This window comes from Cytobacillus sp. GQ23, from assembly GCF_059758675.1.
Genome location: NZ_JCAXER010000004.1, coordinates 18,467 through 35,267, shown reverse-complemented (window position 1 = coordinate 35,267; position 16,801 = coordinate 18,467). Strand labels below are relative to the sequence as shown.

Sequence of the window (16,801 nt, the reverse complement as noted above, 5' to 3'; positions counted from 1 at the left end):
CACAAGGGAGGGTTCCCTTGCGTGACTGTCTAAATCAGGAGGTGGACGGGTATGCGAAGCCCGCCCTTCCAAGGCACCAGTGATGCCCTCGAAGGGAGAGCTTAGGCCCCCACCTTACTGAATAGTGGACACTTATCTTTATTACACACGCCACTTAAGCGCTTGAATGATTCACATCCATATTTGTGCTGTCCGTTATAGACAGATGATACGGTCATTTCGACTTCTCTTGGCTTCTGTGGAGGCGAACAGTTTTCATCATTCCACTTCAAGATACGTGCCAGGCATTCTTCATATTCAATGCCCTGCTGCATATAGAAGCTTGCGAGTGAGGCGGCACTGTTGTTTCTCTCGTCCACCGTTTCTCGGAAGACTTTCTCCCACATCGCCTGGATGCATGGCGGCTCGCTTTCGAGCTTTTTGATCTTGCCGCTGAACTCGACCCGTCTGTTGACTCGCTGCGTCCAGTCTTCAATGTGCTGTTTGATCACTAGTCGTGCCCTTGTGGAAGGCACAGGGTCCGCTACCCGGATTTCTCTTGGGCTTTGGGCAAGCTGACGGATTTCACTAATGGACAACTTCACAAATTCATCATGTGTGATGGGAATCTTATAGGCATTCCCTTTCAGGTTCCAGGAGTTCACCATCCGGAACATCCGCTTGTCGTCATACACTTTCGGATCCAATGTTCCGTTCTTGCAGTACTGACCAATGTCTTCCATGATAATCTTATAAATCTGGTTCAAGGCTGCATGCGGTTCAAGGCCGAGTGTGACAGCGGGAATGGTCAAGTGAATGCCTTTGTTCCCGGAGAAGAAGAATCGAATCTGCTGAATATCAATGTTCATGATAACGGTCAGATAGCGCAGCGCCGTTCGAACGTCTTCTTTCAGTTTCTGATAGTCTTCCTCATTTTCAATTACCGTGTCAAAGTCTAAATAGAAGTCACCCCATTTAAGGGATTCTCCCGCATTGATTAGCCATTTGCCTTTCGGGTTCTGATACCAGACTGGGTTGATGTACTGCATCTGTGTCTGGTATACTCCCGTGTTATTGTAAGCTTGTCTGAACTGCCAAGTGTACTCAGGGAACATATAGTGCTTTCGGGTGAAGGGGAACTTTTCATTCCCAATCAGGTCTGCTCCGCACTCCACCCAGACGGTATCAGTTGTATGGGTGTCCTGAGCCGTAATATTCTGTTCCGTCATGTCTTTTCACTTCCCTGTTAATTCCTTGCGATTTGTGTGCATTTTCTTTTGCCTTGATAAACTCCCTACCGTCTTCGATGTACTTATCCAACTCAAACGCATTGCGGAGAGGACGCACCTGTTTTTCTTTCCGGATGGTCCTGGCAGCATCGATGGCAAACAGGACTTCATCCAATGTGTAGTTGCCAAGTATGTACTTGAACTTGCCTTCATCCTGTCTCACCATGTGGTCATTCGGGGTGATGCCCATCTGCCTGTACCAGTAGCCTAAAAGGTCCTGCATGCTGTAGCACTTCTTCATTTCCAAGTAGAATGGATTGGATACCCTCACCAGCTTGCCGGTCTCGTCTCTTTTGATCATCGTTGGAGGCGAAACCTCTCTGAGCTGATTGTGATAGTAGAACACAAAGGGCTCCATTAGATTATTAGGCGGTTCTTTCTTTGCCATGATTTCATCCAGATGATACACATTCAACACCACCTGCGGATAGGTTTGGGCGAACAGGTCCAATTCTTCTTTAATGGCATCCAGTGTCCATCCTTTTTCAAGAAGCTTTGGAATAGAAACCATGGCACTTCCGATGCGTGCTTCTATTCCCACTCTTGATTGGGTGATCCGATGTACAAAGTAATTAGCCAGCTCCTCATTTGTTTGCATTGATTTCTCTCCCTTTATACAGCTATGTTTTTCAGATACTCATTGAAGGATACGAGCACTTCAGGTGTGATGCTTCCGATGCTTGCCTTCTCATCTTTGAAAAATTCCCTCACATGCGGGAGCAAGTCCTGATCCTTTAGGATGCCGAGTCGCTCCTTGTGCTGACGGAACATTTCGATGCTCTGCTGATTCTCCAGTGTATTCCATGGATTGTCAGCTTGGATATGAGCAAGCGGGTCTTCCTCTTTCTTCGGAGCGGCTTCTGTCTTTGGCGGTTCGGCCGGTGCTCCGTATTCAATCGCCTGGAAGCTTTGCTGTGTCGCTTCCACTTGTGGAGCCGCTTCTGCCTGAGGCTGAGCCTGGAACTCCTGCTGCACGACTGGCTGTTCTGGTGTGGCAGGAGTCTGATTAAAAGGGTAATTGATTTCTCCGGTTGCCACTGCCTGATCGGCCGCCTGCATGGATTGCTCAAGCGGTGAAGGGCCTGCTGTCTTCTTCATTTCTTCGTACCCTTTAGGGTCATATTGCTGCATCGTGTCGTAATAGAATTGAGTCTTCTGCTGTTCCTCTGTTAAGCCTGGACTGGGATATTGTCCCCCGTTCGCAGGTTGGGAAGCTTGAGTTTGCTGTTGCTTCATCGCATAGTATTCGTTCTGATGCATCCATGCATTGTTGATCCAAACATATTCACCTTGCTGATGATCTCCGAATTGATTCACATAGGTGACATTCTGGCCAGTCTGCTGTTGCTGCTGCTGATTGCCGACCATGTAATTCGGGTCATTCTGAACCTGTGTATATTCGTCTTCTTCTATTTTAATTTTCGAGTAAATGCTAGAGCCAACTCCGAACAGGGAGGCACATTTCTTCAAACAGTCACTGGCGGCTGCCTTATAGGAAGAGTTTTGATTGTCTTTTCCTCCGATAGCCACTTTGCTTCCATACTGAGAGCGTCTTCCTAATCCTTCGATGTATAAGTAGCCACGAACATGATAGACATAGCCATCAAATACATATTGAGCCGATTGCTTGTTGTACTTCATTACTTCTTCTCGCCACTGTTCTTCAATGACGAAATCCCATTGTCCGCCTGTGGCGTAGTCCAAGATCTGCTGAACCGTCCAGACTCCAAGTGAGTCTTGCTGCTTCGCATTCTTCTCGAGCCATTCCGGGCGGCACTCTTTTAGTTTCTCCTTAATCTCTTTAAGAATCGCTAATCGTTCTGTTCGTTCTTCTTTCGTTTCCACTCGCATAGGATACCTCCTGTTATATCATACACCAAAAAGTGTATCATGTAATGCCTTACCATATACCCATTTTAGCAAACTTACCAAACATATACAAGTGAAAGAAAATAAAAAAATGCAGAATATCTCCAAATTCCTTTGGATATCTGCATTTTTCTCACGTTTTCTATTCGGACTGCGTTCTGGCACGCTCGAGTTCGTCTGTTAAACGATCCACTTTATCTTGTAAAATATGATTCTCGTTTTCCAAGCTTTGGACTCGTTCGTTCAATGTTGTCATTTGTATGACCAGTTCACGCTTCTCATCCAAGACTTCATCGATCTTGATTAACGCTTCCCGCAGCTGTTTGCTCAGGTCCAGGTTTTGCTTCCGTTCATCCTTGAGTTCGGTGCGAAGAGCATTGACCTGCTCCCACACAGCGGTATGAGAATCCAGTATCGCCTTCCCATATCCTACATCCGCTTCGGCTCTTGTTCTCTTGTTCGTCGAAAAATATCCGCCAAGCGCACCGATAAGACCAGAGACAGCAGCGATGATTCCTGTGTTAAATTCCATAGCACCCACCTGCTTTGATTATATTTCCACTAGGTGGATGCATGTTTTCTGCGAACATGATATGTCCTCCTCACTATACTTTGGTGTAATGCAGTCGTACACCGTGCAGGCAAGGATTCACTCCATTGTGAGGATCCGGATACAAATGAGTCTTCACCCATATTCTTCGAGCCATTTGGCTGTTCCATTCTGAACTCAAGATAGGACGTAGTGTCCCATCCGCTTCTTCCACATAGATCTCATACTCAAATAGATTTCCATCTAACATATGGTCCATGTTTTGCGGATAGCTGAATGCGTTCCGGTTCAAGAAGACATGCTCTACGGACTCGAGATTATAAATCCCTTCCATATCAAAAGGAGTTAGAATCATTCCTCCACTAGGTTCAAACATGGTCAGATAGATTCCGATTTCCTGTGCCCCTAGTGTGAACACGGTCTTGCCCCCTACATTCATGGGATGTTTTTGTATCAGGGTGATTCTCACCTTCTGCACGGGGATGCTCGGGAAGAACCATTTTCTTCTTGGTGAATGACCATCGGCAGTAATGCTTGTCATCTCATTTTGCTTGAATCCCTTGATCGCCTGCCAACCATTGTTGTAGTGCACTTCAATGTTCTGAATCTGCACGCCACGTTCAGGATGCGGATGGAGGAGAATGGTATTGATGTTTAGGTTATTAACCAATTTAGTGGGCAATTCAATTTCAAGCACGACATCTTCACCAGTTGCGGGAACATCTGCTGGAGAATCATAGGTGACACTTCTTCGCCAGAATGATAGATTGTCGCCATTGAAGGCATTTAGAATGTCATTCTCTACGACCGTTCCCTTGGTGCTGCTTCGGCCGACCTTCACTTTTAAGTCAGAAGGGACAATGACATTTCCATTATCATCTGTCAGGTGTGCTTTAGGTATCTGATGTATGGATGGTGAACTAACATAACGATGCTGTAAGTCAATTTGACATCTAGGTGTGGTGATTTGCTGATCCTGAAACTCTCTTGGATAAGCTGTCTTCATGTCCTGTACGAAGGCGGTCTTGAAGAACCGGCCATTCATGAAGGATTCTTTTCCTAGTGAATCGAGCTGGTCTTCCAGGGTTTTCAACCGATCTTCAAGCATCTTTACATAATCGTGAAGCGCAGCATTCTCGTAAAGCACCGCTTGATGGGTTTCCTTTAGACTCACTCGTGTTCGGTTGTTTTCTTTGTATAGCTCAATGAGTTCAAGATATTTATCATCTTCGTTGCGATTATACTCCTCAGAGGAAGTGGGCCCACGGAAACGGGCGCCTCCACTTTTACTCGTAGGCATTCTCATATTCCCTGTATCTCCTTTCGGCTTCTGCAATTCTTTCATCTATCTGTTGCATCCGTCGCTTGATACCATAGATACCTACCATACTATCTTCATAACTATTCCCACTCAATTGTATCATATCGCTTTCTTTTCCTCTCACAGGGTCAAGGCCGGTGAGATCGGGGCTGTCCTGGAAATCAGCTGGAATAAATTGTTTTTCTTCCCCATTCGCATAAATGCGTAAATTTTCCACCCCATGAAACCAGGAATGGAAGGATGCGTCCATGCTTTGAGAGAGACTGGAAATGTCCTTGTGCAGCTGGCGGATATCATAGATTTGCTCCTGATGATCATTCAATACTTTCTCTGATTCCCGATGGCCACGATAGCGGGCGTTCCGCTTCATGATGTTCGGATACTTGTACAAAGGAAGGACCGGTTTTGATGCGTCCAGAAGATCGATGGCCAGATTAGAGCCTCCACCCGTTTCAGGTGGAGAGTCTGGCAGCGGAGGAGGAGCGGGTTCCGCCTGATAGGAAATGACTTCTCCTTGCGCTTGTTCGATGCCCTCTGTGCTAGACAGCGGGTTTGAAAAGAATGATGTTATCTCTGACATATGTTCACCTACTTCGCTCGTAATCGAATGGAATATATCTTTGGCGTGACATGAGGGGTGTTCATATGACGCTTTAAGCTGGCCCTCAACACAACCTGATTATGTTTCTCTAATTGTTTATTGTTCTCGTACACCAGCTGAAACACGCAACCCTCAGGCAAATAATTGAGCACGACCTGCCTTTCATGGATCGAGAAGTAGTTACGGTTATTAGGCGAGATATTGTGATACAGGCTATGGACATCCACAAACTGCAAATGCTCAAGATCCCCACGCACTCGTTTCTCTTTCATGAAATTGAACTTGCCCACAATGGTTTCTTGAGGAAGGTTCTTCCGTGCCGTGTCTTTCCTTTCCTGCATATCGCCCCAATGGAAGAGTATCTGTATTTCGTTCCACCCTTTCACAAAAGGCATGGTCACTTCATCATTCACAGAGACCAGCCGCTGCCGGTTCACATAGACAGAGTAAGCGCCCAGGCGTTTCCGGATACCGGAGGAGAGTGTAGACATGACAGATAAGCTTAACGGCTCATTCCTTGGTTCATCTGAGTAGATGCAGATGCTAAAGCGATAGAAGTTGTCATCCAATCCGCCGTGCGTCCGGCGCAGGTCCAGCTCATTTGATTTTGTCAGGTAGTTGGATCGGATCAATTCCGGACGGCTGCGGTACTGTTCATCCCATTTGCTGTTCAAGGGAACACTTCCATCGAACGGCACATAGGTCCGTTCCCGCTTCCATTGGTTAATTCCTCTGAAGACCTTAGGATTCTGAAACTCATCAAAGCTCTCTTTCGTCTCCCCGGTTTGAGTGTCCAGGATTTTCTCCGACATAATCCCGTCCCCGTTATCTTTGGTCAGCCGGAACACCTGCATGCCATTGATCACCTGGCCGGTTGCTTCGGCTTTGCTGGTTTCGACTTTTTTGTTTTCTTTTACATTCAGATTAATGACCTTCGCATATTTTGGCTTCGAGTCATCATAGGACGATATTGGATGCCAGATGAGTTCCTCAAGCGTTCTGTCAGATTGATAGATAGCCACTTCATAATTCAGCTCGGAATTAAACGGAATGTCATTCTGGACAAACATGGACAGTTCTTGTACGTCTTCCCTGAACTCGATGGGGTTTGTGTACAAAACCCCTTCGCTCAGGTAATGCTTCTTATGAACGCTAATATTCTTGGCTCCGAAGTAATAGTTATAGTAATCACCGCTTCGCTCATCATAGTCTTTCTTTTCAAATACAAACTTGATACCCTTAGCCGAGAGTTTCTGGAAGTTCCAGATTTTTAATCCCGTTACGATGTCTGTCTCTGCCTTCTGGTGAATAGGTGTAAACACCGAACCGTCACTGGTGTATTCGACTTTTACATCTACTGGCTTACCGTGATGAGGAGCGTACTCAATAAAGTTGATTTCCTCTTCCTGGTCAAACGATACAACCAACTCTGCCCGCATGATGTTGTCTGCCCCAAGCTCTTTGGTTTTCACGACATGCCACCAGGCTGTATTGAGGTTTTCATCAAACGCATACTTCATGCTTTCAAGAGCCGAGTGCTTGTGGGCCGGCTGCAGGGTTTGGAAGTAGGCCTTTGACGGATTGATTCTGACTTGTCCGCTTTGGGATGGATTCTCCAATAAGGTCACTTCTTTGTGCTGCACGTTCACAAAAGCCGTGCTCTTTTCTTTATTAACGCCGCCTGCATCTTCAAAGCTGATCATGTTGCTATCAAAGTATCGGTAGTCTGCCTGATTGGTAATCAGAAGCAGTTCATCGATCTTGTTTGAGATGCTTGCCAGTTCATGAATCAGCTTGCCTCTTTCTGTTTCCACATAGCTGAAGTCGCTCATGATCTGAGTCGTCTGATTGATCGTCGCTTCATAGGCATCCTGGATATCTTGTGTGATCCCAGTAATTTGGGCGTTGTAGGAAGCCGAACTTGATTTCTCTTTTCTGAATACCTTCAGAGGATGGAAGACAGGAGCCCCGGGAGAATGTTCCCGAAGCCACTGACCAAAGTGATGCGTGATCGTCTGAAAGGTAGGATATCTCCCCCGGTAGAGATAGCTCTTGATGATCTCTTCTATCTTTCTGGTAATTTGTATCTTTCGAATCCCCATGCTTTCACCTCTTCTTAAACTGGGCAGTTCACAATGTAATCCCAAGCGGTTCCACTGCTTCCACCTGTTACAATCACTTTTATTTCGTAGTCGTTGTTAACTGGCGCATACTCGAATGTCAATGATCCCGTATTCTGGACCAACCCATTGGTGCTGGCTACCAGTTTGTCCCGATAGTAAACATCCATCGAGTCAGCTGCTCCGTACATATTGTAGTCAATCTTTACGGTCCCCGGCGTACTGCCAAGCGGATGCATTGTGACTGTTACACCAGCGCCTCCAGAAGTAGCGGTTTGACCACAAGGAACATCCGGTTCAGTTGGTGCTGGAGTTACACAGCTTTCTGCTATCAGCTCTAATTCCTCCGTTGCCGATACATCAAATTCGTTTATGACCTTCGCCCTCAAGGTAATGGTGTCTCCTGGCTGCAGGGTGTCGGTTTCAACCGGGAAGTTAAACGTGTACTCAGGAAGAGTGATAGACTCAACATAAGGGCCTAAAACTGCTATGCCGTTTATGTCAATGCTGAACTCCGCTTCTTTTAATCCATTCATATCACGGCCAATCGCAAGAATTTCACTGATCTCTTCTCCCACGCAAATAGTGGCATTGTCATGTCTGAACTCGATGTGTGGAAGGTCAGGAGGACTGCTTGGATCCACGCCGATGATCTGGTCTATGGACCTTTCAGGCGGGCACATGTTTTCTGCGATGCTGCTGTCGATCACGTAGGAAACGATGTCGCCTTCCTTGCCGATAAAGGTAGCCAGGGAGTAGTCTACCACCCCGCTGTTGATCCAGCTTAAGTTAGAAAGGATTTTCTTTTCACCTACTGCAAACTCTGGATATTGAACTCCGCTGGTTTTATATCTCACTTGAGTGGACCAGGCCGTCTGTGCCATTCCATATCGGTCTATATATAACACGCCTATGGCAGTAAGCAGTACGTTCTCTGCACCAGCTGCCGTCTTGATTTGAATTGCAGGACCTTCAAAGTAAATGGACCAGCCGACTGTTAATGTGGCCATTCCTGACTTCGTTGCTAAGGTGTAAGCATCTTTTCCGCCAGCAGTGATATCTGCTTTGAACATTTTTAATTGCTTGCTGCTCTCGTCAAAGTACTGAAAGACAATGTGAGTCATTTGCTGGCATTGGTGAATAGGAGTGGCGCTTGGGTCTTCTTCCGGCTCTTCCGGCTGCTCGTAATCTGTTGGTTCAAATGATGGCGTCTCCACCAAACAGGACTTGGATATCCACTCATTGTCCAGAAGGAAAACAACGTAATCGTTAATCCTGCCAAGACTAGGAGCTGTTGCATACTCCCCGTTCTTCATGTCTTCTTTCCAAGTGCTGGAGCGAGATGGATCTCCAGTCATTTTCTCTGCGTTTTTCACACCAGAACTTTTGCTGCCAATCAGGTAGGTCCACTTTGATTGAAGCTGATCGTATTCAGTCATATAGTGGATTCCTACAGCATGAATCTGGAACGCATAGCCGGAATCATCATATCCTGATGTCAGCATGATCACAGGCGCCTTCTCTTCATTTCGCCATCCGACTGTAATGCCAGATCCTGCCCCGTTGGTTATGCCCTCAAACGGCAAGGCATTTTGTGGAATGGTCTTGCTGACGATTGCCTTTTCTTCGTGGTCGTAATAATGGATCTCGATGCTCTCAAGCTCCAGGCAGTCTCTTACTCTAGGGTTTCCATTTTCATCAACCGGTGGATTCTCACAATCTTTCACTTGCACATCAAAGGTTTGCGTCGCTTGCTGATTTAAGGAATCCACGGCTGTCACTTTCACACTCATGTTCGTGTTCAGTTCCACTTCCAGTTCACGAATCTTCCAATACGGAATGCTTACCTGGAAGGTCTGCTCATTGATCTGAAGCATGTGGAAAGGAGTAGCCTGCATCTTGAATGGGGGTGCTGCCTGCTTGTTTTTATTTTTGCATCCGCAGTCTTCCCTTTCTTCAAAAGCTTCCAGCCATTCACCAAAGCTTTCTATCTTCATAAGCTCCTCGTCATTTAGAACTGATGCCCCTTTAGCTGACAACGTGACAACTTCCGCTTGCTGACTGAATGCGGCATAACCTGCTCCGCAAGGATCTCCTTCAGGTGTCTCTCCTAGATTCTGTGGATCTACGCTGATTCCGTTTAGGGAGAAGGTGACACTCTTAATCGGGTTTGGTCCTTGAACGGATCCATAGAATTCTAAGTTGTCACATTCACATAGCTCCGTCGGCTTGCGGTCCACCACAATCGTGAGCTTATCAATATCCCGGTCCTGCGGGCGGTCTTCGTCAGGGATGCCATCACAGTTAATCACATTCAGCACATCACTATCCAATGCCGATCCTTTGGAGTCATATCCCTTCAAGACAAAGGTCATGGCCCCATTTGCAAACTGGTGGCGGCTTACGTCAAACTCCACATCCTGGAGTTCTCCGGATAATGACTTTTCTTCCAGCAGCACATTGTTCAAATATAGTTCTGCTTTGACTAATGGATTAGGACTGTAAATTTGTCCTTTCACAGTCAGGTCTTCATCCAGACACCATTCAGTTTTTTTATTCTTTATCAGCACTGTCAGCCGTGGCTGATCTCCTGGATCCCCGCCTGGATTCCCTTCTCCTGCATCTGGAGGTTCGCCGGCTCCTGGGTTAAGCGTGCCTTCTCCCAGCTGGTGGATATTCGCCGTTATGCGGTCACTCTCCTCACTATCAGAAGCATCAATGGCCGTTTCCACATGAAAGCTGTATGAGTTTAGCACCGGGCTGGATTGAATAAAGGAGCCAGTCTGGCTGGATGCATCCTTTAACATAAAGCCTTCTGGTGTGTAGTCCTCAGGTCGTCTGGCGACAATTTTCATCCGCATGCTGTAGACAGGATACTCCGATTCAATGTAGTCGGCTTTCCAGTCCATTCGCTGCTCACTTGACTCCACCATCTTTACGGTATAGATCTTCGGTGGCTGGTCCGGTGACAGAACTTCTTGGGATAGCGGCGTGATCGGATGCCAGGTTGCCCCATCATCAATGGAGACATAGTATTTGAGCCAGTCATATTTCAGTGCATCATTGGAGGCAAATACCGGCGGAATGTTCTCGCTCACATCAAGTGAGATCTTGTCCATCGGCTTATCGAAATAGAATGGGGTCGTAACTAACTCCCCTTCGGTTGCATACTCCGAAGCAAACACTTCGATATCCCGGATGCCAATAGCCCATCGGAATCCTTCAAACTTTTCTACTCCCATGTCTACGGTGTCCATGTCCACAGCGTTAGTGAGGCGGTTGATGGTTTCTCCGATGCTGTGTGCCTGCTGGTCGTTGGAAGTCAGGAGCTTGTACTGCGCTTCCACATGACTGTCACTGACCTTTACATCAATGCCCAGATCCTCCAAAGAGATTAAGGGCCCTTCGACACGAGGCGCATACTTGTATTTCTTTGTGGCCATATCCATGGCGTATTCAGAATTATCCTCCACCTGCATCTTCTTCTCATAGAATAAGTGGCCGATGTCGGTAATGTATTTATGCGGCTGCTCAAACAATACAGAGATGACTTTGGCCTTAACCGGTTCAAAGTGGAAGCTGTATTGATCGTCCTTCTTATCCTTTGGCATCACGGACTTCGGCACGCCCTTGCCATCTGACACCAGGATGTTTTTCACGATAGCCGTCTTAGCTCCATAGTTTGGAGGCGTATACATGTTGCAGTTGATCTGGTTGATGACTTTTTCTTGTGGAAGAATCAACTGCATGTGTAATTTCAGCAGGCCATTCTCTGGATCTTCCGCCCATGGAATCGTCTGATTCTCATGAACTTGATAATCCCATCCGAGGTTTTTCGCTACCCTCACCTTGTCATGTTCCCGCACATTGACTTTTTCATATTCAAACCAGGTGTTTGGAGACCCATCTAATACGACGGAATAGTCACTGTGGTTGTTCTCTTCTCCCAGAAAGGTCGGGATGTAATTCTTATTGGTCAAGACATCATCGGTCACACTATGAATCTCTGTATTGTTTCCAGGGAATCCGTTGGATTCGGTTCCAATGATAAACGTGTTTGCCTTCCGGTTTCCGGCAATGATCGTGACGGATGCATTTTGTGCAACGTTCTCCCGGCTCACCTGCGGCAGGGTAACAGCTCCATCCACCAGTTCAAGAGGAGTTCCAGAGATACGTGCATAATCAATCTTATTCTTGTTCAAGAAATCATCCCGGCCAAATTCAACTCGGTTATCTGTGTTCAGTCCGCTGTACAGTTCAAGATCCCGCATCTTATCCAGCACGGTCTCGTACTGCTTCATGAGGATGTCATGCTGCACCATATTGTGATTGAAGTCTGAGTACAGGGATCGCCCTAAGATATCCACTTCCTGAAAAAGAAGCTCGAGGTCTGCCTTCAGCTCATTCATCATGCTGTTGTAATCCTCACTCCATGGTGGCCCTTCCTCTGGTGCGTAACGTGGCACCAGGTTGGGCTTGCCCATGGAGGTGAAGAACTCCTGGAACGAGCTGAAGACAGATGCGACTAATAGCGGCTCAGACTTAATTGTGCCATCTTCAAACTTGGTCTTTGCTTGCTCAAAGAGTTGACGTGCTTGCAGGTAGAGGAGCTGTGAATTATTTTTAATAGGCTTTGTCATTATGGAGTCACCTCCTGATATTCAAATACTGGACGGAATCCGATATCTGAACGAGCTAGGCTAGAACTGGCATGAGACATAGAAGCTCCCCCGTTGTTTAAATGCCTCAAGACTCGAGATCCTGCAGTTGCAGATGACAAAGACGAATCACCTTTGAAATCTGGCGTATCTTGAGTCCAGGTAAACGCAGCATCATGGTGCCAGACAGCTGGATCATTTGGAGTGATCATACCATTCAGGTTTGATTGCTTGAGGTAAACATCAAACTCATTGTCTGCAGGGAGAGCTGTCATTGCATAAGTGTCCATTCTTTTGTTGCCTCCACCGAGGGAGCGGATGATGCCGGTTTGATTGAAATAGGAATATCCCCCTCCGTTTACAAAGTTTATAGAGTCAATTTTTATTTCAAGAGTCTTTCCCTCTATATAATCTGAACTATTTAATTCATCCCAGGAAATTGTATTAGTGACTATTCGATCACATATTAATAATCCTTTATCCACTTTAATGAAGTAAGCTTTTGCAACATACTGTGATGCCGTTTTATCTCTTCCAGTCACGGGCATTTCACTCAAAGTTGCTATAGCAGGGTTTCCCCAATATTCAAAAAGGTGAATTTTATTAGAAGAATTATAGTGATGCCTTACTTGAATATAGTCCCCCACCTGCATATCAGCAATTTTCGTTCTTAATTGCCCGCCAGTATTCGGTGTTGCCATAAGCTTCACCTTCCTTTCTGTCTCTTATTACTTCCACCAAAGGATCATATCTAATAGGTCTGCAAGAAGCTGAAGCCAAAAAGGATTCTTCTTTTTCTTTTTCATGATTAAACCTCCTGGTCATAGGACTGACAGCGAATGTGATAATCATAGAGTGCCGGTGTGACGGATTCATCTTCTACGCTGTTGCGCCTGAGGATGGCTTTCATTCGGATGTCAGTAGCGACGTAATAATAATCCACGTTGATGTTTTCAATCCGGCTGCCATCAATAGGTTTGCCGAAGACAATGGACGTGCCAACCTGTGCAAAAGCTTTCCCATCATTCTCTTGAAGCCTCTCTGGATCATAGGTGTTCGCAGCATAGTTGGTAATGTTTTGATACTCTTCTCCATTCACTCTGATGATCATCGGGAACTCAGGTGCCAGGGAAGAAAGCTTCTCTTGATCCTGTTCATAGGTGTTTTCTTTTTCGTGGTAGCTGAATAAATCTTTTCTAAATAGATACGGCTTATGCTTCAGGGTGATGCTGTTGTTTACGTCAGCCTGGCTGAAGAACTCCCCTGTTTCCCCGTTCTTGTCGATATACTGCGTAGGCGTAATGCCGGCGGACTCATCGAGTACATAAAACCAGGCATCATCTGTTGGCTTGTAATCGACTGCATAGATGCTGGAAGCAGCATAGAATTTTTGATGAATGCCAATCTTCCTTCCATCATCAGAGATGATGTACGTGTTCGGATTCATGACTACTCCATTTCTTCTCAGCACGACACTCTTGTCTGATACGGCGGGGAAACGGAAGCTGTATGTTACAAGGTTCAGTCCTGAGAACTCTGTTGGAGTGCCTTGGATTAGGTCTCCCATCAAGAGTTCCCCCTGCACATATTGTTTGCCTGCAGGAAGGATCGGCTTCCAGTCTGTGGCGGTTGGATTCTTTTTATGAGTCAGGTAGTACTCGATGTCTGTGATTCTGGCCGTGTCTCTTGATTGGATGCTTCCTGTTATGGCATCTTTCACCTCTGGACCAATTTCCAAGTCATGATGTTTCTCTGTTGTGTGCAAGCTGATTCGAGACGCATTGGTAGAAAGCGGCAGCGGCTTTGTCAGATAGATCGACTGGCTTCGGTACTTACGGCCAAATACTGATATGTTATAAGCACCATACAAGTACGAGAGCTTGTTGACGGCAGACCAGGATTTAGCCAACTCGCTGTCTTCCTTGATCTGTTTATCCGGACTTAACGCCTGCAGCTTCAAGAGCATCGGGTTTTTATAGTCTCCCATGCGAACGGTCTCCATGGCTTTGCGTGCAGCTTCCAAGAGTCCCGTTTCATTCACGCTTTTTGCCCACTCTGTCAGTTTCTCCAAGTACACCGTCCACCCCGTCACTTCACTCTTCTTATCAAACGACGCAATGGTTTCATTCGGTTTCTTGTAATCCTCGATCAATTCAGGACTGGAAGAGAGCTTCCGCCACAGTTCCATGTTCTTCATTTCATCCGTGTTCACTAGGTAGTTTTCTTTCACATAGTTCTCCTGGCGAATCAGAATACGGAGCACCGATATATCAACAGAGGGAAACTGGAACGTCATTTGATTGACCGACTTTTTGCTTCTTTGGTGGGGGTTCACATGATCCGGTGATATCAGTTCATGAACGGTGCCCCCCATATCCTCTGTTTCATATCCATAAACAGAAATCACTTCAAGAGGATAGGCACAGAACGGATCTAAATGAATATCCGATACGGTGGTGATGCCGTTCAAGGTGATCTTTAATTCGCATATGGCTCCGTCTTTCGGAAACGCAGCATAGTCATTCTTCCAGAGATCATTGATACTTTGCGTGATCGGCTGATCTACTAGAATGCTTTCCGCCCAGTACGTATCAAGAGAACCGTCGATGGCCATCTCAATCCCATGATTAGGGTTTTGACTTGCTTGCCCGGTGCGGTTGAGGACTTCTATTCGAGCAAGCCTTCTGCCATAGTTGGTTTTCAGCTGGTCAGTGGTTTCTACGCCTGCCAGCTGAAGGGCATCTCCAACATGTTCTGCACTGTAATTCCCATCTAGGTATTTATCAAATCGGTCTTTCCGCAAGGACTGCAGTGCCTTTTCATCCACCTCGGTGTATTCAGGTGAGACAAACGTTTCATGAATTCCATCAATGAATCCATCGGTGTTTTTCATTAGCATTTTGTAGCGTTCAAGTTTGGCCTGCAGGCTGAAGATTTGCTTCTTGATGTTCGCCAAGAGAGAGCGTGACAAGTGTTTGTTGTCTGCCATCAGCCGGTCTATTGTGGAGGACGCTTCAAACAAAGTCATGAGGTCAAAGGCGATCTCTTCCATGTTGGCATTAAAAGATTTGGAATCGGTTTGGCCAGATTGGGTTCTTGCCTTAAAGGTCGGCCCTCCCTGCCGGCTTTCTATATCTCTCAAGAGTCGCTGCAGCTCCGCTTCCAATTCATGATTGGAACGGATTAATCCTTCTTTTCTTTTTAGATCCAGCAGCTCCATTAACTTTTTTCGTTGGGTCGTTGGCATGGTGATCAGAAAGTCATCTAAAAACTTACTCATAGGGATACTCCTTTCTTCGATATGTAAAAAAATAAGACAGCCGAAGCCGCCTTATTTACTGATGATGCCGTTGACTCCATCGTAAGGAACGAACTTCTGCTGTTCTTCATCCCACTTTTCACATATCCAGTGACTGAGATGCGGATGATCGTTGTAGCTGAAGGTAACATGTGCCATGCCATCTTTCACTTCCACGTCCAATCCTTTCGGGGTGATGCCTTCTTTCACCAGCTCCTGATGATTGCGCATGATGGAGAAGTCCGGTGTCCAATTAACACCCTTCATATATTCAATGTCGGTGACAATGTTTTCAATCGATTCTTCAAAGTTCAAGACCACTTCCATGATGCGGCTGTTCTTTTGAATCATTTGCTGCAGCAGCAAGTACAGGAAGTCTTCCGGTATATCCTGAAAGCTCATGCGAACAGGGAAATAAAGTGAAACCGTTCTTGATGGTACGGCCGTCAGCAAGACGCCTCCATCCTCATCAATCTCACCAGCGATGATCTTTCCTTCGTGATCAAGAAGAGGGCTCCCCTCTTCATCCAGAACTGTCACCTGTGCGCCGACAAACTCAATGCCTTCCTCAAGCGGGATAGCAAGAGAAGCGGTCTCTGGATTCGTAACTTCATACTTGTAAGGGATATGAAGCTTCTTCAAGGAAATGTTCATGCCAGTCTGAGCGGCATCCTGCAGTTCACGAAGACGGTAGTCGAGCTTCAGCCCATCCTCTACCGTAGCATCAACCGATGCAATGGCATTGTTGAGCTCATCATAAAAGACTCCGGACGTAAGGCTCCCCCCGCCATTTCCTTCAACAGATGCGGCGATGTTAAACATTTCTTCTCGCAATTGATTTAACGTGTCTTCCAGTCGCTTTCCCCGGTTGGCTGTGCTTTTGAAGGTGGCTGTTCCAATCTCGGCCATTGCCTCATCCGCCCGGACAAGGGCGGAGATAGCAGTGGTTTGAGCAGAGTCCACTTTGTTGGCTGCAGAAATCAGCTTGAACTTATTGACACTCCAGTCTACAACACTTTCATTTAAATCATTGATTCGTTGCTCTAACATATTTACAAAAGGTAATAAATCACGGGTATTATAAATAGGCATGGATGTTTCCTCCTCTGGTTTATT

Annotated in this window: 11 protein-coding genes; all 11 read right to left on the bottom strand. The window is 46.3% G+C overall.

Translation table 11 applies throughout. The annotated features are described in order from the left end of the window. Positions 1-101: 101 nt before the first annotated feature. Positions 102-1,208 (bottom strand): primase C-terminal domain-containing protein, encoded by a 1,107-nt coding sequence (locus AC6CHU_RS04270; protein WP_498120172.1) that lies wholly within the window; start codon positions 1,206-1,208, stop codon positions 102-104. Continuing rightward, on the bottom strand, positions 1,165-1,866 hold the full coding sequence (locus AC6CHU_RS04265) for a hypothetical protein (protein WP_498120170.1): 702 nt from the start codon (positions 1,864-1,866) through the stop codon (positions 1,165-1,167). Before AC6CHU_RS04265 ends, AC6CHU_RS04270 begins: the two co-directional genes overlap by 44 nt. 14 nt (positions 1,867-1,880) lie before the next feature. Then, positions 1,881-3,119, bottom strand: coding sequence for a Rad52/Rad22 family DNA repair protein (locus tag AC6CHU_RS04260; protein ID WP_498120168.1), 1,239 nt, complete (start codon positions 3,117-3,119; stop codon positions 1,881-1,883). 160 nt (positions 3,120-3,279) lie between these two features. Beyond that, complete coding sequence (locus AC6CHU_RS04255) at positions 3,280-3,669, bottom strand: hypothetical protein (protein ID WP_498120166.1); 390 nt, start codon at positions 3,667-3,669, stop codon at positions 3,280-3,282. A gap of 73 nt (positions 3,670-3,742) precedes the next feature. Then, entirely contained in the window at positions 3,743-5,032 is a 1,290-nt protein-coding gene (locus AC6CHU_RS04250) for a hypothetical protein (RefSeq protein ID WP_498120164.1), read from the bottom strand. Next, complete coding sequence (locus AC6CHU_RS04245) at positions 4,974-5,588, bottom strand: hypothetical protein (protein ID WP_498120162.1); 615 nt, start codon at positions 5,586-5,588, stop codon at positions 4,974-4,976. Before AC6CHU_RS04245 ends, AC6CHU_RS04250 begins: the two co-directional genes overlap by 59 nt. A gap of 8 nt (positions 5,589-5,596) precedes the next feature. Next, on the bottom strand, positions 5,597-7,711 hold the full coding sequence (locus AC6CHU_RS04240) for a discoidin domain-containing protein (RefSeq protein WP_498120160.1): 2,115 nt from the start codon (positions 7,709-7,711) through the stop codon (positions 5,597-5,599). Positions 7,712-7,725: 14 nt separating this feature from the next. Beyond that, positions 7,726-12,369 (bottom strand): hypothetical protein, encoded by a 4,644-nt coding sequence (locus AC6CHU_RS04235; protein ID WP_498120158.1) that lies wholly within the window; start codon positions 12,367-12,369, stop codon positions 7,726-7,728. Continuing rightward, on the bottom strand, positions 12,369-13,088 hold the full coding sequence (locus tag AC6CHU_RS04230; RefSeq protein ID WP_498120156.1) for a hypothetical protein: 720 nt from the start codon (positions 13,086-13,088) through the stop codon (positions 12,369-12,371). The genes AC6CHU_RS04235 and AC6CHU_RS04230 overlap by 1 nt, the downstream gene beginning before the upstream one ends. 107 nt (positions 13,089-13,195) lie before the next feature. Next, positions 13,196-15,667, bottom strand: coding sequence for a hypothetical protein (locus tag AC6CHU_RS04225; RefSeq protein WP_498120153.1), 2,472 nt, complete (start codon positions 15,665-15,667; stop codon positions 13,196-13,198). Between the two features lie 51 nt (positions 15,668-15,718). Further along, a complete protein-coding gene (locus AC6CHU_RS04220; protein WP_498120151.1) occupies positions 15,719-16,777 on the bottom strand; it encodes a hypothetical protein in 1,059 nt (352 codons plus the stop codon). Positions 16,778-16,801: the final 24 nt, after the last annotated feature.